At 39.3% G+C, this 20,044-nt stretch carries 22 protein-coding genes; 6 read left to right on the forward strand and 16 right to left on the reverse strand.

Features of this window, described 5'->3' with window-relative positions; translation table 11 throughout:
* Positions 1 to 5 precede the first annotated feature (5 nt).
* Genes ABEQ24_RS02445 through ABEQ24_RS02460 form a run of 4 tightly spaced genes read left to right on the forward strand, consistent with a single transcriptional unit; the run spans position 6 to position 1,804 of the window.
* Positions 6 to 482: a Na+/H+ antiporter subunit E gene (locus ABEQ24_RS02445; RefSeq protein ID WP_430005304.1), complete on the forward strand. Its 477-nt coding sequence runs from the start codon at positions 6 to 8 to the stop codon at positions 480 to 482.
* The gene (locus ABEQ24_RS02450) at positions 482 to 766 is read left to right on the forward strand and encodes a Na(+)/H(+) antiporter subunit F1 (protein WP_430005305.1); all 285 of its coding nucleotides are present in this window, start codon (positions 482 to 484) and stop codon (positions 764 to 766) included. Before ABEQ24_RS02445 ends, ABEQ24_RS02450 begins: the two co-directional genes overlap by 1 nt.
* The gene (mnhG, locus tag ABEQ24_RS02455) at positions 750 to 1,109 is read left to right on the forward strand and encodes a monovalent cation/H(+) antiporter subunit G (protein WP_430005405.1); all 360 of its coding nucleotides are present in this window, start codon (positions 750 to 752) and stop codon (positions 1,107 to 1,109) included. Before ABEQ24_RS02450 ends, mnhG begins: the two co-directional genes overlap by 17 nt.
* A gap of 38 nt (positions 1,110 to 1,147) precedes the next feature.
* On the forward strand, positions 1,148 to 1,804 hold the full coding sequence (locus ABEQ24_RS02460; RefSeq protein ID WP_430005306.1) for a DNA alkylation repair protein: 657 nt from the start codon (positions 1,148 to 1,150) through the stop codon (positions 1,802 to 1,804).
* 608 nt (positions 1,805 to 2,412) lie between these two features.
* Here the strand turns inward: ABEQ24_RS02460 and ABEQ24_RS02465 are convergent.
* The 10 genes from ABEQ24_RS02465 to ABEQ24_RS02510 form a co-directional block, all read right to left on the reverse strand.
* Positions 2,413 to 2,973, reverse strand: a complete 561-nt coding sequence (locus tag ABEQ24_RS02465) for a GNAT family N-acetyltransferase (protein ID WP_430005307.1) — start codon at positions 2,971 to 2,973, stop codon at positions 2,413 to 2,415.
* A gap of 63 nt (positions 2,974 to 3,036) precedes the next feature.
* Positions 3,037 to 3,426 (reverse strand): hotdog fold thioesterase, encoded by a 390-nt coding sequence (locus tag ABEQ24_RS02470; protein WP_430005308.1) that lies wholly within the window; start codon positions 3,424 to 3,426, stop codon positions 3,037 to 3,039.
* Positions 3,426 to 4,523 carry a PQQ-dependent sugar dehydrogenase gene (locus ABEQ24_RS02475; protein ID WP_430005309.1) on the reverse strand — a complete coding sequence of 366 codons (1,098 nt, stop codon included), beginning with the start codon at positions 4,521 to 4,523 and terminating at the stop codon, positions 3,426 to 3,428. The genes ABEQ24_RS02470 and ABEQ24_RS02475 overlap by 1 nt, the downstream gene beginning before the upstream one ends.
* A gap of 266 nt (positions 4,524 to 4,789) precedes the next feature.
* On the reverse strand, positions 4,790 to 5,476 hold the full coding sequence (locus tag ABEQ24_RS02480) for an SIMPL domain-containing protein (RefSeq protein WP_430005310.1): 687 nt from the start codon (positions 5,474 to 5,476) through the stop codon (positions 4,790 to 4,792).
* Positions 5,477 to 5,563: 87 nt separating this feature from the next.
* The gene (locus ABEQ24_RS02485; RefSeq protein ID WP_430005311.1) at positions 5,564 to 6,193 is read right to left on the reverse strand and encodes a response regulator; all 630 of its coding nucleotides are present in this window, start codon (positions 6,191 to 6,193) and stop codon (positions 5,564 to 5,566) included.
* 80 nt (positions 6,194 to 6,273) lie between these two features.
* Complete coding sequence (locus ABEQ24_RS02490) at positions 6,274 to 8,571, reverse strand: histidine kinase (RefSeq protein ID WP_430005312.1); 2,298 nt, start codon at positions 8,569 to 8,571, stop codon at positions 6,274 to 6,276.
* A 38-nt stretch (positions 8,572 to 8,609) separates the two neighbouring features.
* Complete coding sequence (comX, locus tag ABEQ24_RS02495) at positions 8,610 to 8,771, reverse strand: competence pheromone ComX (RefSeq protein ID WP_430005313.1); 162 nt, start codon at positions 8,769 to 8,771, stop codon at positions 8,610 to 8,612.
* A 3-nt stretch (positions 8,772 to 8,774) separates the two neighbouring features.
* Complete coding sequence (locus tag ABEQ24_RS02500; protein WP_430005314.1) at positions 8,775 to 9,722, reverse strand: polyprenyl synthetase family protein; 948 nt, start codon at positions 9,720 to 9,722, stop codon at positions 8,775 to 8,777.
* 138 nt (positions 9,723 to 9,860) lie between these two features.
* A complete protein-coding gene (gene degQ, locus ABEQ24_RS02505) occupies positions 9,861 to 10,001 on the reverse strand; it encodes a degradation enzyme regulation protein DegQ (protein ID WP_101567816.1) in 141 nt (46 codons plus the stop codon).
* Between the two features lie 238 nt (positions 10,002 to 10,239).
* Positions 10,240 to 10,467: a hypothetical protein gene (locus ABEQ24_RS02510; protein ID WP_430005315.1), complete on the reverse strand. Its 228-nt coding sequence runs from the start codon at positions 10,465 to 10,467 to the stop codon at positions 10,240 to 10,242.
* Positions 10,468 to 10,772: 305 nt separating this feature from the next.
* Between ABEQ24_RS02510 and ABEQ24_RS02515 the strand changes: the two genes are divergently transcribed.
* The gene (locus ABEQ24_RS02515; protein WP_430005316.1) at positions 10,773 to 11,006 is read left to right on the forward strand and encodes a hypothetical protein; all 234 of its coding nucleotides are present in this window, start codon (positions 10,773 to 10,775) and stop codon (positions 11,004 to 11,006) included.
* A gap of 24 nt (positions 11,007 to 11,030) precedes the next feature.
* On the opposite strand, the gene ABEQ24_RS02520 is transcribed toward ABEQ24_RS02515, so the two are convergent.
* The 5 genes from ABEQ24_RS02520 to ABEQ24_RS02540 all read right to left on the reverse strand — a co-directional run bounded on the left by ABEQ24_RS02520 (position 11,031) and on the right by ABEQ24_RS02540 (position 17,938).
* Complete coding sequence (locus tag ABEQ24_RS02520) at positions 11,031 to 13,010, reverse strand: methyl-accepting chemotaxis protein (protein WP_430005317.1); 1,980 nt, start codon at positions 13,008 to 13,010, stop codon at positions 11,031 to 11,033.
* A 90-nt stretch (positions 13,011 to 13,100) separates the two neighbouring features.
* On the reverse strand, positions 13,101 to 13,709 hold the full coding sequence (gene pcp, locus ABEQ24_RS02525; protein ID WP_430005318.1) for a pyroglutamyl-peptidase I: 609 nt from the start codon (positions 13,707 to 13,709) through the stop codon (positions 13,101 to 13,103).
* A 644-nt stretch (positions 13,710 to 14,353) separates the two neighbouring features.
* A complete protein-coding gene (locus ABEQ24_RS02530) occupies positions 14,354 to 15,256 on the reverse strand; it encodes an aldo/keto reductase (protein WP_430005319.1) in 903 nt (300 codons plus the stop codon).
* A 72-nt stretch (positions 15,257 to 15,328) separates the two neighbouring features.
* Entirely contained in the window at positions 15,329 to 16,564 is a 1,236-nt protein-coding gene (locus ABEQ24_RS02535) for an EAL and HDOD domain-containing protein (RefSeq protein ID WP_430005320.1), read from the reverse strand.
* A gap of 102 nt (positions 16,565 to 16,666) precedes the next feature.
* On the reverse strand, positions 16,667 to 17,938 hold the full coding sequence (locus ABEQ24_RS02540; protein ID WP_430005321.1) for a helix-turn-helix domain-containing protein: 1,272 nt from the start codon (positions 17,936 to 17,938) through the stop codon (positions 16,667 to 16,669).
* A gap of 138 nt (positions 17,939 to 18,076) precedes the next feature.
* Here ABEQ24_RS02540 and ABEQ24_RS02545 point away from each other — a divergent pair, with 138 nt between their 5' ends.
* Complete coding sequence (locus ABEQ24_RS02545; protein WP_430005322.1) at positions 18,077 to 18,217, forward strand: hypothetical protein; 141 nt, start codon at positions 18,077 to 18,079, stop codon at positions 18,215 to 18,217.
* A gap of 155 nt (positions 18,218 to 18,372) precedes the next feature.
* Here the strand turns inward: ABEQ24_RS02545 and ABEQ24_RS02550 are convergent, their stop codons facing one another.
* A complete protein-coding gene (locus ABEQ24_RS02550) occupies positions 18,373 to 19,626 on the reverse strand; it encodes a S8 family serine peptidase (protein ID WP_430005323.1) in 1,254 nt (417 codons plus the stop codon).
* Between the last annotated feature and the right edge of the window lie 418 nt (positions 19,627 to 20,044).

A 20,044-nucleotide genomic window follows, 5' to 3' on the forward strand; every position in this document is an offset into this window, starting at 1 on the left:
ATGATATGGCCTTTCAAATATTACTTAATTTCTCTATTGCATTTACATGGATGTTTCTAAAGGGAGAATACTCCGTCCAGGATTTTTTTAACGGCTACTTTTTCGGATTGCTGATGATCTTTGCGCTTCGCCGTTTTTTCAATCACCGGTTCTATTTATGGAATGTTTTTGCCGTTTTAAAACTCTTATATATCTTTAATCGCGAGCTGATTATGTCAAATTTGGCCGTTTTAAAGGTCGTACTTGCGCCAAAAATGACAGCTCGTCCCGGAATCTTCAAGCTTGAAACAGAGCTGAAAAAAGATTGGGAAATTACGATTCTTGCAAATCTGATCACCCTTACACCCGGGACACTTGTTGTCGAGATATCTGATGATAACCGTTACTTGTATATTCATGCGATGGACTTAGCTGACGCTGAAGAAGCCAGAAAAGATATAAAAAACACGTTTGAAAAAGCCATTCAGGAGGTGAGCCGCTAATGTTTGATTTAGTATTAAAAATCTCCCTTCTCATCATCGCCATTTCAACGGTTTTATACTTGTACAGGCTGATCAAGGGACCTTCAATTCCTGACCGGGTCATTGCGCTTGATGCCATCGGAATAAACCTGATCGGTATTACGGCCATCATTTCAGTTATGCTGCGCACCAATGCTTTTCTCGAAGTCATTCTGCTGCTTGGAATCCTGACATTCATTGGAACAGTTGCCTTTGCAAAGTTCCTTGAGAAGGGAGAGATTATTGAAAATGATCGTAATCGCTAATATCATTATCGGGTATTTCATCCTGCAGGGTGCTATTCTGAGCCTTATAGCAGCCTATGGGGTTGTCCGGCTTCCTGATGCCTATACGCGCAATCATGCCGCATCTAAAAGCGCAACGCTTGGCGTCATCAGCATACTGCTTGGTGTATTCTTCTATTTCTGGCTGATTGAAGGCCATTTAAACGCACGAATTATCCTGGGTATAGTGTTTGTCTTTATGACAGCACCGGTTGCCGGACACCTCATTATGAGGGCTGCATACAACACGAAAGTGCCGCTATGGGAAAAAAGCGTTCAGGATGAATTAAAATCAGATCGAAAAAAAGAAGGTGTAAAAGGATGAGAACTGTCTCATCCTTTTTTTTAAAGAGGAGAGATAAAATGAGCTATGCAATTAAGCTTAGAGACGTTTTTTCACAGAATGCAGATCAGGAAAAAGCGATTGCGATGGAGAAGTATATGCGCGATCAATTCCGCTTTTTCGGCATAAAATCACCTGAAAGAAAAGAAATAACCAAACAATTTCTTAAACAGCACGGCAGGCCAGATCATTTGAGCGACACTGTTTTGGAGCTTTGGACGTTTGAAGAGAGAGAACTTTTATATGCGGCAATTGATCTTCTTCTGCTTGAAAAAAAGAAACTTAAGCCATCAGATATAGAATGGATAAAGCATCTGATTATAACTGACTCCTGGTGGGATACAGTCGATCTGATTGCCTCAAACGTCATCGGCCAGCTCGTCATGAAGCATCCCGAATTGCGGGCAGCGTATATTGACAAGTGGGCTGATTCGGACAATCTCTGGCTGCAAAGAACGGCCATCCTGCATCAACTAAAATATAAGCAAAAAACAGACGAATCATGGCTCTACCCTCTCATCATAAAGCACTCATCATCCAAAGAATTCTTCATTCAAAAAGCTATCGGCTGGGCATTGCGGGAATACTCAAAATCAAACCGGGAATCCGTCCGGGCGTTTATTGAGAGCACAGAGCTATCTACATTAAGCAGGCGCGAGGGAAGCAAGTATCTATAATGATCTAATTCATTTTAAAAATTCGGGATTTTAGGAGTGTTGATTCCACCAAACTGCTTTTTTCCTTTGGAGTTGGAATCATAGCATGCTTTTGATTCTACCAAACAGCTCTTTTCCTTTGGAGTTGAATCATAGCATGCTTTTGATTCTACTAAACAGCTCTTTTCCTTTGGAGTTGGAATCATAGCATGCTTTTGATTCCACCAAACAGCTCTTTTCCTTTGGAGTTGGAATCATAGCATGCTTTTGATTCCACCAAACAGCTTTTTTCCTTTGGAGTTGGAATCATACCGGGCTTTTGATTCCACCAAACTGCTTTTTTCCTTTTGAGCTGGAATCACAGCTTGCCTTTGATTCCACAAAACTGCTTTTTTTCTTTGGAGTTGGAATCATAGCATGCTTTTGATTCCACCAAACTGCTTTTTTCCTTTGGAGCTGGAATCACAGCTTGCCTTTGATTCAACCAAACTGCTTTTTTCCTTCAGGTTTGGAATCATAGCGTGAAGATGTTGATTCTCCTCAAAATATACTCAAATTTCCACAATCAGTAAAATAACAACTAAAAAGGGTGTTTGATTCAAAGTAATCAAACACCCTTTTTATTCCAATTACAAGCTGTGCTCTTTCATGTATTCCGCTTTTAAAAGAGAACACACAGCAGCATCACAGAATACCCCTTTTTCATAAGCAGCCTGTCTTAAGACTCCTTCATATATAAATCCTGCTTTTTCGAGGCACCGTTTTGAAGCCGTATTGTCCGGATCATAAAAAGCTTCAATGCGATTTAGATTCATTTGGGTAAAACCAAATTTCAAAATAGGTGATAAAACCTCGGTCATCACGCCTTTTCTAAAGTGCGACGGATTCACTTCAAAACCTATTTCCGCTTTAAAATGTTCTTTTTCCCAGTTGTGATAGCCGCAGCTGCCTATGATTTTATTTGTTAGTCTATCTGCGATACCCCATCTGAATCCTTCATTATTATGGAATCTTTCAGCCCAGCGGTTAATGATCTCAACAGCCTGAGCTGTTTCAGTAAAGCTTTCAAGATCGTAATATCGCGTGACTTCATCATCTGAAAAATAAGCAAACACCTCACCCGCATCACTTTCTTCCATTTTTCTTAAAACAAAACGCTCTGTATAGAGAACCGGAAAACTTGTTTTCATCTGTTATTTTCCCCTTTTATTCATATAAAACATGCCCCGATGGTTATCAGGGCATGTCAGGAATTATTTTTTCTGCAAAATCGCCATCGTGCATCTGGAAATGCAGATCAGGCTTTCTCTTTCGTCGACAATCTTAATCTCCCACACCATTGTTGTTTTGCCCCGGTGCATCGGGATGGCATGAGCAGTAACGGTGCCGTCCTGCTTTCCTCTTATATGATTCGCGTTAATCTCCAGGCCGACGCACATTTCCGTTTCCTGGTTGATTAAATGAAAGGCCCCTATACTTGCAACTGTTTCCGCAAGCGCTACCGATGCGCCTCCATGAAGAATGCCAAAAGGCTGTCTCGTGCGGTCATCTACTGGCATTGTAGCGACGACACCATCATTTGTGACACTTTTTATCTCAATTCCAAGTGAGCTCAAAAGCGTATTTTCAACATTGTATTCCATTATTGTTCCTCCTCTATTGCGGGCTTAAGTTTCATCAGCAGCATCTGATCATCCTCTTTGCGCGGATTTCCTCTGCCATCACGATTGTTTGTTACTGTATATAAACGGTCATCTTCAATGATAACATCGCGCATCCTGCCCCTGCCTTCCAGATAAGTGTGCACCTCTCCTGTATGTACTTCAAATTGCTTGACTTCATTTCCCGTTAAAGTCGCCACATACAAGATTCCTTGTTTATAGGCAATACCGGAAGGGGCCCACGTCTCTTCCCCGGTGTGATAGAGGGGCGCCTCCATGCCTTCTTGCTGCTCGTCCCCCTCAATGACAGGCCATCCATAATTTTTCCCAGGCTGAATCCAGTTAATTTCATCATGTGCAGACTGGCCATGCTCTGTACTGAACAGCGAGCCTTTCTCGTCCCATGCAAGCCCCTGGGGATTACGGTGGCCATATGAGTATACAAACGAACCAGGGAAAGGATTGTCACCCGGTACAGAACCGTCAAGTTCAAGCCTTAGTATTTTTCCTGCAAGAGACTTTTTATCCTGTGCAAGGTCAGGATTCAGAGAATCTCCAGCTGTTGCATAAAGCTTGCCGTCAGGCCCTATTTTGAGGCGACCGCCATTATGGAACTGTGCACCCGGAATATCTTCTAAAACAGCCCTTACTTCCTCCCATTGGTCTGCATTTTCCTCTAGGATGACAATTCGGTTTTTCACTTCGTTTCCATCTTTATATGTATGGTAGGCGAACGCTTGCCTGCTCTCTTCAAAATCAGGGGCAAGCTGAAATCCAAGAAATCCGCCCTCTCCTTCTAGATGCAGCTTCTTTTTCAACTTCAGTTTTTGAATCACTTTTTTGTCTGTATCATGGTCCCATTTTACAACTTGACCTGTACGTTCACTCAGATAAAAAACGTTATTATTCTTAGCAATGGACCAGGGAACATCCAAGTTCTTTAGAATACTTTCGGAATTCTGCCGCTCAGACTGGCCGCTCACTTCCCTGTCATCCTGGCTATCATTTTGGGCAGACTGACATCCGGCTATGACCAAACTGCTGAAAAAAATAACCCATAACCTCTTCAGGTAAATCACCTCTTATTCCCATTTTCATTAAGTTTAACGAAAAATAAGAAATGATTCACGGATTTATACTTCCGTGATTTATTTTCGAAGGGCGTATACAGCAAAGCAAAAGTAAACCATCATCAACATAAGTACAGGCAATACCGCCATCACGTCCATCATAACCCCCTGTTAAGAAAGCGCTTTCTAACGCTTGAATCTGTATTTAGATTCCATCTTATCGCAGGTTTGTGATGGGGATATTGAGAGAAAGTATAAATTTTGTAAACTTATGCTTACTGATACGTAAACAAAACCGTCAATTCTGCAATGATTTCTATATTCTTTACAAAGACAGGGGTCTGTCCTGACGATTGTGCACCTAAACTTAATTCTTTAGACAAAGGGAAAAATCCTCTAGGTTCTTCGGTTATTTTTACAGGCTTGCGCATCAGATTGAGCTGATAAGAACCGGCAATCGCTTCTGCCTTCTCCAAAGCTTGTTTTGCAGCAAGATTCAGAGCCTCATTGATCCATCTCTCTTGATCGGAAAGGGAAAACTGCAGAGAATCTGCCCGGTTGGCCTCATTAGAAAATGCTGTATCATAAATCAGCCCAATGTTATCTAAATTTTGAGTGGTGATGGAAATCGTATTGGTGACTTCATACCCTTTTAAGACTGGATCTGAACCTGCACTATAGTCGTATTGGGGAAAAACGGTGTAAGAAATAGTCTCAATTTGATCCTCTGAAATTCCAATTGACTGCAAAGCTTGAATAAGCTGATTGACGCGCCTTTTATTTTCCTGCTGAGCTGCTGCAGCATTCTTGTCTATTGTCACCACTGCAAGCTGCAAAACGGCAGTATCCGGTTTTGCTTCCACTCTTCCTGTTCCGCGAACAGAAATTAAATTTGGGGATTTTTTTTCTCTCTGGCGGGTTCTGTAAGACGGATCAAAAGGCTGCCCGTACATTGGAAACATAAACAACACTCCTCTCAGAATCTAACACTCTTTTCAATCTATATGCCTGAGCAATAAAAAAAAGTGCGCAAGAATCATTCTTGTGCACTAATCAATAATTCCTTCTGATTTAGAAATCAGGACAGCTTCTGTTCTTGAGCCGACATTTAATTTATTAAAGATGGAAGTTAAACTATATTCAATTGACCGCTTGCTCAAATGAAGTTTATCGGCAATCTCCTGATTGGTTAAACCCCGTTCAACCTCTTGAAGAATGGCTTTCTCCCGATCATTCAAGGCCTCTGTATCATTTGAAGAAGAGCTGGTTTTCAATTTTTGCTGAAGAATAAGAGACTTTAAATAGGAATACGGCACAACAATGTCCCCCGAGAGAGCGTGCCGAATGGAAGAAAGAATCTTTTCCTTTGTCTCTGTTTTGCTGATCGCCCCGTGAATCCCAAGGCGAATAGCCTCCTCATAATAATCCTCTACATCATAGCCTGTATACAGGATAATCTTGCAATCCTCAGAATGCTTAATGATTTCAGTGGAAAGCTCCATTCCATTTATATCTCCGAGATTCATATCCATCAGGACAGCATCGTATTCGCGGAAGCTGATGTGCTGAATAACATCAATTGAATATGGGGGATTTAAGCAGGACACCCTCACATCCGGCTCTGTTTCCAATATCGCTTTTGTTCCCTCACGTACTGCTACAACTAAAATATGTATCATGTAATCAACCTCTCTGACCCGAGCATCTACTCACTATTTTATAAAAAAGACCTGGCAAATGCCAAGCCTGAACTATTCTTTCAAAGTTCAACAACTACTTTAAATCCATTCCCTTTTGAAGTCTCAATATGAAGGGAACCATTTAAAGCTTTCACCCTTTCTGTTATCCCTGAAAGACCCATGCTTTGATTATTGGAATACAGTTCACTTTGATCAAAACCAATACCGTCATCTTCATAATGAAGAACAATTTTATCCTTAATGCAAACAAGCATAACCAGAACATGGAGTGCATTGGAATGCTTTCCGGCATTAGTTAAGAGCTCCTGAACGATCCGGTATAAATTCAGCTGTGTATCAATATCAATCGCTTTAGTAAAGTTGCCTGTATTTAATCTCACATCAAAAGCTGCAGATTCATTATACTGAGCCGCAAGCTTCTGCAAAGCCTTTACAAGCCCAAGATCATATAACAGCTGCGGACGCAGCTCCTGGCACGTCTCCCGCGTAGTCTTGATGATATTGGTCATTGAGCTGTTCATCTCCTGCAGCTGATCCCTGAAAACAGTCGGAGCCATTTCAAGTTCAGCCAGGGCAAGCTCGCTTTGCCGCTTTAAAGAAATTAAATCCTGCAAAACAGAATCATGCAAATCCTTAGCCAGATTTGAACGCTGCTTTTCCTCTATAGAAAATAAAACCTTCGTCAGCCATGCCGGGTTGCTGCCTTCACTTTTAATCTTGTGAAGATGATTCATCAGCTCTTCTATCTTAAGGAAGTTCTCAAGAGAAATATTCGTATAGAATGACAGGGTTTTAAGCCAGGAAATCTCATCACGGTTTAATTTTGGAGTATTAAGCATAGACAAGCAAACCATGACATAGCTTCGGTCATCTGTCTCGCCTACATTAATCACAAAACCGCGATCCACTTCGACAATTTTCCCGATCTCATGGGAAGCCTTCGTAATCTCTTTTTCATATGACAGATAATCTGTACCCTTCATATGAATCTCGACTGAGATGATGTACCCGTTTTTATCAACTTCCACATAATTCGCCCTGCTGACAAGCAAAACATCTGTAATCACCTGCTTCAGTTCATTTATGACATGATCAAGCTTGCTTGCCTTCCGGATGCTTTGCGTATATTTAAAAATACTGTCCTGATAATTGTATTTTTCGGAAAATCGTTTGAAGCGAAAACGGAAGTCGAGAATTTCCTTAATATAAAAGACTACTAGCATTGTGATGTAGATGAAGATTGATAGTTTTATTGGATAGAATGTAGGATTATTTTCTTTAATTAAAATTGTAATTGCTACTAATACTAATGTAGGCAATACAGCCAGCAGAGAGTAATAGCGAACTCTTCCCAAAATAAATTCAATATCATAAATTTTAGTGGCCATAAACTGGTATACCAGTGAAAATGGGACAAGCAATAAAAATGATGCTAAAACAGTCGGCGGGAAGATATATTTATTTAGGAAAATAAACGGCAAAATATATAAAAATACAAATGGAGAGAACGCAATGATATTAGTGATAATTAAAACTTTCACTAAATATTTTTGATCTGAGTATTTCACTTTTCTTAAACCATAAAGCTTTAAAACAAAAGTTAGGATAATTAAGATAAAAAATGTTATTAGGTTAAGACTTTTTGTAATGTGATAAGAGAAAAGCAACATGTCTAAGATATACTCAACTAAAATGTTTACTACAACTGCAACATATCCGACAATAATGAATTTTCTTGAAAATAGCTTTTTACCTAATTCGAGGAAATATTTATAAATGAAGTTTAGATACAAAACAGGAACGAGCAGAAAAAGGGAAAGATTTATATACCTGCTGAATAAATCTCCCCTTGATGAACCACTTGCGCTAAAATACGCCATTGCTATAGTCAATAAAAATAAATTCAATAAATAGGCTGATTTAAGGTTCGAATCTTTATTGCTTTTAAATACAAAATAACTGCAAAAAAGACAAAGTACATATAACGTTAACGGAATTATTAACATAAAAAGACTTTGATTATTGATAATTGTATCTGAAACCTTATATGATATTTCTTTTCCATCTCTAGAAATAGTCATATGATCTACTTGCTCTAAAACACCATAATTAGTAGATGGAAAATGTTTTAATGCATCCTTATTGTTAACGTCTAACACAATGTCCCCTGGCTGCAGTTTAGCTTTGATGGCCCATGTATTAGGCTCTACAGCTGTAACAACCACTTCTTCTGCGTCATTAGTTCTTACTGTTGCTCCTAAATAAGGAAATTTCACATTAATATATGCAAAATAAACAGTTAGGATAAAGCTGATTATTACTATAAGTAAATATGCTTTGTTAAGGTTAAATTTCATGTTATTCACCTATTTATTGAATTAAGACTATTAAACTATTACCACCAGTACATATTCGTCGTTCTAGCTGTACTCAACAGTCCTTCTACTAATCCTAACACTTCATCCACATTTTTCACACCCAGCAAACTAGCTTCACCGCTGGCTACTTTTTCGATTACTTCGGGGTTTTCCACTAAAAAGTTTACGATTTCCTGCATGATTTAATCTCTCCTTTTATTTTCAGATGAATTTATGATCAAATGAGACTTTAGAAGCTCAATTTGATGGTTTGGCAAGGGCACTTCCGCTATCAGTGTTGAAGCTTTCTGAATCGCAATTTGTTTCATGACGTTCAGGTAATGAACAACACCAGATTGTAACAATTTCGATTTGAATGATTCCATACTCCCATAGTGCTGGGTAAAGGTTTGGCTGCCGGCAATAAACTCAGTCAGCTCTTTTGCATGTTCGTTAAATCCTCTGTTTAAAAAGAGAAGTGCCAGCGATATTTTTTGTGCTGATAGATCATTTTTATGTTCATGAAATAAATCACGGTAATCGTTCTCAATTTGTGCAGCCAGTCCTACTTGATAGGAGTACTGTTCAACGCATGGGAATTCTTTTCCGGTGGCAAGCAAGGCCCCGGTGACTGAGGCTAAAGCAATCAGTGAACCGGATTTCTTTTCGATCATCGTGATGCATTCTTCTTCATTTGCGATATCATTTTGAAGATCTATGTGCTGGCCTTCCATTGCCTGAAGAGCAAAACGCTGGAATGTGCTGATGATCATCAATCTGTGCTCGCTTGATAATTCATGAAGCATTTGCAGACTGATTGTGTACATAGCAGTGGCGGCATTCAGGGAAAGAGATGGATTAATTTTCATCCATGGTTCTTCATAGTTGTCTAGGTCTTCAAGATCATCTAAAATGTCGAATGACAGCGCAAGCAGTTCTACTGCAGCTGAAAGATGAATGATTTGCTGCTCTTTTCCTCCAAAAGCTGTGTAATGCAAATGTGTCAATTGACCGAACGGAAAGGTTTTTTTCGTTTCTAAGAACGACAGGATAAGCTGCAATAATTCTTTGTTCGTTATATATGAAGAAACAGCAGTTTTAAGACTGCAATTCAATTCTTCATAGTCCAAATGTAATCTAATTGCAATCACCCCTTCGAAATTATATTACAATATTCGCGGCCAATATAGTAGATATAATAAGAGGTTTTTACATAAATATAAAATTTTTACCATTCTTTTGGAAAAAAGGACATAAAAAAAGACTTGGCCGGATAGGCCAAGTCAGTCTTATGACACGTTTATAAAGGAGTATTTATCATACTTATCAATGCTTTTATTAATTGATCTCAGTGACTGTTTCGTTTCCTGAATTTCTTTCTCAAGACGTTTCAATAATTGAGTAATTTCTTCAATGTTGTGCTTTTTCATCGTTTCCACACTCCTCTGTTAAAGATCAAATTATGCATGGTGAACGAAACACTTGGTTTGATCTTTCCTACTTCAAATTTTAAAGGAATCAGAAAGTAATTTCACCGAAAATAATGCGAAATAATCAATGCGTGATACCGCAACCGGCGCAATAGTCCATTGTATCTGTTTTTTTCGCTGGAAATCATACCATCTACATTAATAAATACAGAAAAAAAGCCCCATATTCAGGGACTTGTCACTTTGCAGCTAAAATCGTGTTCAAGTAAATGGATTGAGCTTCTTCCAAAGCCATTTTCGTCAGTTCATCTCTCTTTTCAATCTTTCCGCTAAACTCTAAGGTGTAATCCAGAATCCCCTGTTCAGACAGTAAACACTCCATTTTAACCTTACATTCGCCTTTAATAACCGAAAAGACCGCAACCGTCTTATCATCCAGCACATATATGGATGGCTGCACGCGCATAGAGAGCTGAACCTCCTTCGAAAAAAGTAGTTTAACAATTATCCATATTCGACAGAAGCAGCCGTATTCCTGCAACTTTTTCATCATATCGAAATAGCACGAACAAGATCCTTTACATATATATAAGGAGCAAGTTCGTTCGGAGGTGTATTTTTTTGCGGAGGCAAAGGCAACAATGGTTTCGGCCGTATTATTTCAACCCCTATTGTCAAATTCATTTCCCTTGTAATCAATATATGAGGAGACCTTTTCCGGAGGTTGACTCAAGTCAGTTTGTCCATTCAGCCTCTCATATGGATGGACTGATGGCTGATGCAAAAAAATTGACCACCTATCTCTCAGTTTCTAAAGAACAGGCAAAAAAGATCCTTTCTGCCGCACAGGAATCCAACACCAAACTGGTAAAAAAGCTTTTGCTCGCTTCCGGCATAACAAATGAGGTAGAAACTGAGTTCAATCCTGACGGTGTCAAAATCATCCTTTCTTATAAAAATCCTGATTTGAATTGCTGCAGGCTAATATTGGTGCTGAAATGGTAAAAGAAAAAAGGATGACAAGTTTCGTCATCCTCCCGTTTTAAACCTTTTCACCAGTTCCTGAAGCTGTTTAGTGGCTTCGCTTAAATTTCCAGCTGAATCTGCAACTGATGCAAGAGCTCTGAGCTGCTCATCTGTTGAAGCATTTACTTCTTCTGCAGCTGCCGCAGATTGTTCTGTAATAGCCGATATATTAACAATTGATTCTATCACCTGTTCTTTTTGCAATGTCATTTCCTTAGTATCTTCAGTGATACTCGAAATGGATTGTGAAAGATCGCTCATCAACATAACAATTGTCTGAAAGGCATCACCCGAATTATGAACGGCTTTCTGCTGTTCATTATTCATTTCCTTTGTCCGATCCATTGCAGCAACTGCTTTAATCGATTCTTGCTGAATTCCTGAAATCGTTTCTGTAATTCTGCCGGTAGCTCTTGCTGACTGCTCTGCAAGTTTTCTTACCTCAGCTGCGACTACCGCAAATCCTTTCCCGCTCTCTCCTGCCCGTGCAGCTTCAATGCTTGCATTAAGAGCAAGCAAATTGGTTTGATCAGAAATGGACGAAATCACCGTAACTACCTCTTCAATTTGTTTAATCTTACCTGCAAGATCAGTTAAAACACCTTCCACAGAAGCAAGCTCTTTATTCGATTCTGTTGATTTAGCCTGAAGGACATTTAATTTTTCCAGACCATCATAGCTTGCATGCTCTGTCTTTGCAGACAATGTCTGAATATGTGAAATAGATTCATTTACTTCCGTAATCTTCGAAGATAGCTTAGTTGTGAGGCCGCTCATATTTTCAACATCCGAAGTTTGTTCAGAAGCCCCTCTTGCAACATCTTCCATTGCACCTGCAACTTGCTCACTGGCTGCCATTGTTTCTTCAGAAACCGCACTTAAATTCTCAGCAGAATCATTAATCGTTTTAACAGACAAGTTCACTTCCTCAATCATGCGTTTCATTTCAGAGACCATGGTGTTAAAGTTCTCTGCCAGGGTTCCTACTTCATCCTTATTTGAAACATTCACTCTGCGAGTTAAATCTCCCGCTGCAACTGCTTTAGCAGTTTCGCCTATACGAACAATAGGATTTGCAATGGATCTGGAGACAAAATATCCAATGACAACGGCAATTAGAAGAGCTGCAAGTGTAATAAGCAGATTTGTAAAGGAAACTGTATTTGCTGTTTCCATTAAATCGTCGTATTTATAGACAGCCCCAATTTTCCAATTTAACCCGTTAATTGTTTCAAAATACAGCATTCGTTCTTCTGATTCAAAAACGTATTCTACTAAACCATTTTTGTTTTCCATCACAGATTTCATAAAATCTAACTTAGATAAGTCTTTTCCCTGTTCAGTCGGATGCGACAAGGCTGCTCCATTTTGATCAATTAAGAAAGAATAGCCGCCATAACCAACTGTTACGCTGTTCACTATTTCATTGACTGCATCTAAAGATAAGTCAAAAGCAATAACACCTACTACTTTATTATTTTTCATAACTGCTTTTGCTCCGGTTACCGTAAAGGAACCCTTTGCAGCATCTTGATATGGTTCGGTCCACACTACTTTTTCAGGGGTTTCTTTAGCCAGGATATACCAGGGTCTTGTTGTAGGGTCAAAATCCTCTGGAAGTTCTACCGAAGGCTGAATGAACAGCGATTTTTTTTCGTTTCCTGCATAAATTAAGCTCACCCGCTGATTCGTCTCAAGAAAGGTTTGAAACTGCTGTGAAATAGCTGTTTCATTTCCTTCTTCACTTAACAAGCCGACAAGCTGATTATCTTCTCCAAATCTGATAAGGCTTTTCTCATAATCTCTCAAACTTAATTCAATGTTGCTTTTCAGCTGCTGAATAATGCCTGTACCATTTCTTTTTGCATCTTTGTGCATTTCAGATTGCAGATAAAAATGTGAAAAAAGCTGTACAGAAGCAAGAGCTGATATGATGATGACCGCCAAAAACAAAGTAATTTTAACTTGAAGCTTTTTAAACATTTTTATTACTCCCCCGCCATTTTCTTTGTATAGGGGTTATATCGTCAGTTCAGTTCAAAATATTAGTAAAAAACGAAAAAAGAAAGCCGGTTAGACTTCTGATAAGTGCTGGATCATAGCAGACACCGCTTCTGTTAAATCATCCTGCGAAAAGCTGGGGACATTCCCTATTTCCAGAGCCAGGTTATGTGAAGCCGGAACATGGATAAAACCTGCCGGGATGGTTTGATTTGATTGCTTAAAATAGTGGATGGCCTGATACATAATGTAATTGCACAAGTAAGTTCCGGCGGTGTTGGATATTTCCGCTGGAATGCCGCGTTCCTTTAGCACGTTCACAAACGTACGGATAGGAAGTGTGCTGAAATAGGCAGCCGGTCCCTCAGTCTGTATCAATTCATCCTGTTTTACAATTCCCTCATTATCTTTTTCTCCATCCGCACAATTGATGGCTATTCTTTCGGGAGTAATCTTGTATCTGCCGGCAGCAAGTCCAAGCATCAATACGGCATCAGGCTTTTCTTCCTCAATATGCAAAAGACATTGCTCCCACGTTTTTGAAAATTGAACAGGGAGTACTTTCCCGCAGATTTCATAGTCACCAATCATCTTTCCATGCAACTGCTCAGCAATTAAAGCTGTTGGATTTATTGTATAATGCAAAAATGGTTCAAACCCTGTTAACAATACTTTTTTCACTCTTCTCTCTCTCCTTATTTAGGAACTCGAATGAAATGATTATATCAGAAAATTCTATATTTTATTTAAAACGTTAGAAAATGGATTGGTTTTTATTTAGAGGAATCATAGTATATTTTTGATTCCTCTTTTCAGGCATTTTCAAGCTTTTGTGGAATCATAGACCTCCTTTGATTCCACTTACCAGGTTTTTTCAGTTTGTTATGGAATCATAGACATCCTTTGATTCCACTTTCCTGGCGTTTTCAGGTTTTTATGGAATCATAGACTTCCTTTGATTCCACTTTCCAAGCTATTTCAGGTTTTCGGGGAATCATAGACATCCTTTGATTCCACTTACCAAGCTGTTTCACGTTTTCGTGGAATCATTGACCTCCTTTGATTCCACTTTCCAAGCTTTTTCACTTTTTCGTAGAATCATAGACCTCCTTTGATTCCACTCATCAGGCATTCTCGGTTTGTTTGTGGAATCACAGCCTCACGCTGTTTCCCCTAAACAGGATCATCCAGGTTTTTTGGATGCCCATAGCCTTCCGTTTATTCCCCTAAACAACAGAAAACGGGTACTAAATTGCTAAACAATTTAGTACCCGTTTTCTTCTGAACCCTGCTTCTTATCTTAAAACGAGATCATGGGTTTAATGCTATGCAATTTCACGTCCCATTGCAACCTGCAGGATATCAAACCATTGGTCGCGTGTTAAGGTTAAATCAAGTGCGCGAATTGCGGACTCAATGCGGTTCATTTTGCCTGAGCCGACAATCGGCATAATGTTTGCCGGATGGCTGATCAGCCATGCGTACAGAACTTCATCCATTCCTTTTGCCCCGGCTTCGAGAGCGATTCTCTCAAGTGTATCACGCAGATTCTTGGCTCTCTCGTCATCAGCTGAGAAAATAGAACCCCCTGCAAGCGGAGACCATGCCATTGGCGCGATTCTTTCTTCCTGACATAAGTCAAGCGTGCCATCTTCAAAGTTCTCCAGGTTATAGGCAGAAAGCTCAATTTGATTCGTAATCAGCGGGAAGTCTAAATACGATTGCAGCATTTTGAACTGTGAGCGTTTAAAATTCGATACGCCAAAATGGCGGACTTTTCCTTCTTTTTTAAGTTGTGTGAACGCTTCTGCAACCAGTGCTGGATCCATAAACGGATCGGGACGGTGAATAAGCAGAACATCTATGTAATCTGTCTGAAAGTTTTCCAGTGATTTGCTGACTGAAGCCAAAATATGCTCTTTGCTTGTATCATAGGATTTGATGCTGTGTTCCGGGCGATTGTCTGAGACTAGTTTAATGCCGCATTTTGTGACAATCTCCATTTGCTCTCTAAGCTCTGGTTTGAGTGCAAGAGCATCCCCGAATTTTTTCTCGCAAGTGTAATTTCCATAAATATCAGCGTGATCAAAGGTTGTAATGCCTGCCTTTAAGCACTCCTCTATTAATTTAACCACTTCTTCATTTGACATGTTCCAGTCTGAAAGACGCCATAATCCATGTATGATCCTTGAAAATGATAGATCTTCTGTAAGTTGTATTCTCTGCATAATCATTCTCCTTTCCCTTTCATTGTATACTGAAAGCGTTCGATCACAAAATAATTGTGTCCCTGAATCTTCTCAGCTTGTTTGTGCAATTTCTTCACCGTTTAAAAGATGATTTGACCAAAGAATTGCCTCCATATAGCATTCTTGAATTTCTTCAGGGCTGAGCGGCAAGTCTTGTGTATGCCAATTTGATTTTTCTATTTCAATGGCCCATTTTAATACTTTGCGAATGTCATTTTCTACTCCGCTTAACGCTTCCCGAATTTCATCTGAAAGAGGCAGTTCATTTAAAACGTCATCCAAATTGCGGTGCAGGAGCGCATCAACAAGGGAAAACATGCCTGTCAGCATATATAGGGAAGGTTCTGTTCTGCCGATCTTAATGGAGAGCCTCTCACAAAGCTTAGCGCGCATAAGAGACAGGCGGATCACTTCCTCCTGAATCGGATCATTTTTGAAATTCAGATTTTTAATGGACAGGATATAAATCCATTTTTTAATTTCATTAAGTCCAAGGAGGACAATCGCCTGTTTGATCGACTTAATTTTGTTTTTTGGCCTGAAAGCAGGCGAATTCATTAATTTCAAAAGCTTATAGGAAAGGGAAAGATCCTGTTCAATCTGCTCTGAAATTTTATCAATGTCAGGCTCCGTTTTAGATAACTCATGGAGGATCTGCAGATAACCATGAATATAAACGGGAATATCATAGCTTGAGAGAACAACTGGTTTGCTGAAGAAATAGCCTTGATAATAATCATAGCCATCTCTTAATGCAAGCTGGTATTCCTCTTGTGTTTCTACCTTTTCGGCTAAAAAAGACACTCCATATTGCTTGTACCGATTCATAATTTGTTTTCTTTTCTGCACCTGTGTCTGCAGAAAATCCACCTTGATAATATCAATATACTTTAGTAATTTCGGCAGCAGAAAATAGTTTTGCTGCAAGTTAAAATCATCGAGCGCAATGGTATACCCGAGTTTTTTCAATTCAGCGCAAATCTCTATCAATTCTTCTGTAATGGGAACATCTTCGAGAATCTCCACTACAATGGAACCAGGATTAAAATAGCTTGGCAAGTTCATTTTCAGCAGGCTTTCTGTGAAATTAATAAAACATCTTTTTCCCTGTGCCAGCTCTTCAAGGCCAATATTGATAAAACTATTTATAATAACATCAGCTGTCGCTTCATCTCCATCTATATCAGGAAATGAATTACTGCTATTTCCGTTCCGGTAAAGAAGTTCATAGGCAACACTTTGTCCTTTTCTGTCAAATATCGGCTGCCTTGCTACAAATACCTTCATTTCTCCAACCCCTTTTGCCCTATCTCCAATCAGTACATTTGAACTATATCGATTGTACATGAAAGAGCGCATTGGTTGTGTCGAATTATGTAGTCTTTTGCTTTACATTTTCAAGTATTTTTCCACAACATAAAAAAGTGTTTTCTCATTTTTCGTCAAATAAGCGATTTCAGCTATTTTTTTCAGTACATCTTTTACGATTGAGGAATCCACAACCAGAACAGAATTATTCAAGATTTCATAATAGCACTTCAGAGCTTCTTCCTGATGACTGTTCCGACAATGCAAATCTCCTATTAAATGCAGAAATTTAAATTTCAAATCGCCGAATTCGCCTGAATAAACATCTCCGAACGCTTGATAAAGTCTTAATACATCCTTATCCTGTCCATCCTCATAATAGGTAACGGCCAGCTCAAAAAGCGTATTTAGTATTCCTTTTACATCATCCTCTTGTTTATAAATTTTATGAGCTGATTGCAGGTACGACATCGCACTCCCGGCATCCAGTAAATACCTGCTGAGAATACCTAAGTTCGTATAAGTGCCCGCCAAATTCAATTGATCATCTGTCCCTTCGAAAAACAGCAGCGCTTTTGCATAGGCGGCACTTGCATTTTCATACTCATTCATTCGTCTGTAGCATAGGCCCAGCACCATATATACAACACCTGTTTGATAGTATATGGATGTTTTGCTGCTGAACGAGAGCGCCTGTTTCAAAAAACGGATCGCCGAATAATATTCTCCTTTTTTAGCATGGGCGAGTCCAAGATTATTCAGCAAAGAGATTTTTTCAACTCCTGAAGCTTTGAAAGCAATCGAATCCTCATAAGCCTCATTTAAATAAGAAAATGCCTTTGAGAGCTGATCCTGGTTAATGAGCAAGGACGTCAGATAATTGCTGGTTCTGAGTCTTTGTTCAGAATATTGCAGGCTGCAGAATATTTCGTAGCTCTTTTCATAAGCCGCAATTGCTTCTTCAATTTCTAGCTTCATCCGCTGCAGAATTCGCCCCTGGCAAAAATAATAAAGGGCTAGGTCACTTTGGTTTAACGATTCCAGATTTTTTTCTAAATCGTTTAAGTGTTCAGCCGCATCTGCAAAATGATCATTGATGACAGCGTATTCCAAACTGGAAAGAGCTTTTTTTATATCAAAAGACAAAAGCGACTTATCCTCATCTTCGAAAAAATCATGAATATCACATTTCAGTCTTTCGCTGAATTTCAGCAGCAGTTTATAAGAAGGCTGTACCATTCCCTTTTCAAGCTGGCTGATATAGCTGCGGTTGACGATGCCGATTGCAAGCTCGCTTTGAGTCAATTTTTGCTTCTTTCTCAGCTGTCTTAATTTCATTCCAACGGTATTCATAAGGCGCCTCCTGAAAAAAATTGAATATGTATTGACAAGAAAATAAATTATTGTATATATTTGAATTGTCAGTTAATTACAACAAAATGTTTTTAATTTTTAAAATGTTAATATAAAAGAACTAACGGAGGTTTTGAGATGAAGAAAATGAGAAAGCATCTTTTTTTACTTGCACTTGGTATGGCTATCCTTTTATCTGGATGTTCAAAAGCAGAAAAAGATATCCAGACTGCTGACGAAGAATGGCCTAGAATTATTAAAGCCCACGAATATAGTTAACATCCGCTCTAAATGTGCTTCAGAAGATTCATGACTTCACTCTATATCTATCTATTAAACCATATTTTCATAGGATTGAACCAAATTTTGTAGGACGAAAAAGAAAAAGAGCTTATCCCATTTTAGTTTTGGGAAGCTCTTTTTCTTTTCTCTTATTATTGAACTCTTGCAAATCCAAACCCTGATGCGTGGTCATCTCCTGTTGCCGCGCCAATGCCGCCTTTAATATCATAAAGCTTTGCACGGCCCTGGAGCTCTGCACGAACTTGAACATTGCTTTGTCCTTTATTTGTGGACCAGATTTTTGCAGCAAGCCCTGATACATGAGGAGTTGCCATTGAAGTACCGCTGATTGTATTGTATCCATTGTTAATCCATGTAGATTCAATCGCAGCACCTGGAGCTGAGATTTCAACATCACGTTCTCCAATAATGAAGTCCCCATCTGTTGCAGAGTTGCCGCGGGATGAAAAATTTGCAACGCGGTAAGTTCCATTTTGCTGCACATTTTCAAGAGCCGCAACTGCCACAGCATTTACTAGTGCTCCGGGATATCCAATTGTATTGTTGCCAGATCCTGAGTTGCCGGCTGCCGCAATTACCAATGCACCTTTGCTGTATGCATAATCAACTGCACTTGCAATTAAACTATCTTTTGAGCTTGATCCAAGAGACATGGAGATAATGACTTTTGAACCTGTTCTTGTTCCTTCATCTGCAGCGTGTCTGATTGCAGCTGCAATATCATCTGAATAGCCAGAACCGCTGTCAGTGAGTACTTTGTATGCCCAAAGCTCTGCCTGAGGCGCTACGCCGTATATTCCCTGGCCGTCAGAACCGCCATTGGCAAGTGCAGATCCTGCAACATGCGTCCCATGTCCGTTGCGGTCCGTGCAGGAGTTATTCGTATAAGTAGATCCCACTGTAAAGTCTTTGCACTGCTCAGCATTTTGCGATAAATCGATATGGCTTGTCTGCACACCGGTATCAAGTACAGCAATTTTAATGCCGTCCCCTCCGCTTGTGGATGTCAGCGAGGCGTTATTATAAATGGCTTTAATGCCCCATGGGGTTCTTGTGCTTGGGTATGCCATTGTCTTTATTGGTTTCCCTGCGGCAATTTTAAAGGTTGAAACTTTTTCTACTTTGATTTTGCTGTTCTTTTGCAGCGCTTCTAATTGTTTCTGGGTAACCGTTGCAGTAAAACCATCTTTCCCAAAATCACGGCGAACCTGATGACTTCTTTTCACTTTTCCCTTTTCAGCGTCAGTCCCTTTGATCACAACTCGAATGGATTCCTGCTTCACATCTGTTTTTATCTCCTCATTTGCAAAAGCCGCTGTTCCAAACATTGAAAGACTCATTGATAAACTCAGTACTGCAGCTCCAAGTGCTTTAGTGATCTTCATTTCATTTCCCCTTCCAAAATGTTAGTGTTTTATAACTTTTACAACTTAGCAATTTAAATATAAATTAGATTAACTATTTTCACAATAATCTAAATTTACTAATATTTTCTTATTATCCAGCTTAAGTGCTTAAGCCATATCCCGCCCTTAGCCCTGCTTTTTCTTACTATCATTTGAAAATCGTTTTTACTGTAAGGACAAATAGCTATAAAATCAAAAAAACCACTTACATGAAGTGGTTCTTGAAACCTATTTCTTTTTCTGCTAAAAGCAGTACGATGATGGATTGATAATTTACAGTGCACGGAGATATATTAAAGATAAGACTGAAGTTGCGGGGGATATCATGAGGGAAGATCAATCATTTGCAAAAGGCTGTTTTTATGGAATATTCCTGTCAATTCCAATCTGGATTCTC

The organism is Metabacillus idriensis, assembly GCF_050483325.1.
Lineage (GTDB): Bacteria > Bacillota > Bacilli > Bacillales > Bacillaceae > Bacillus_P > Bacillus_P idriensis_A.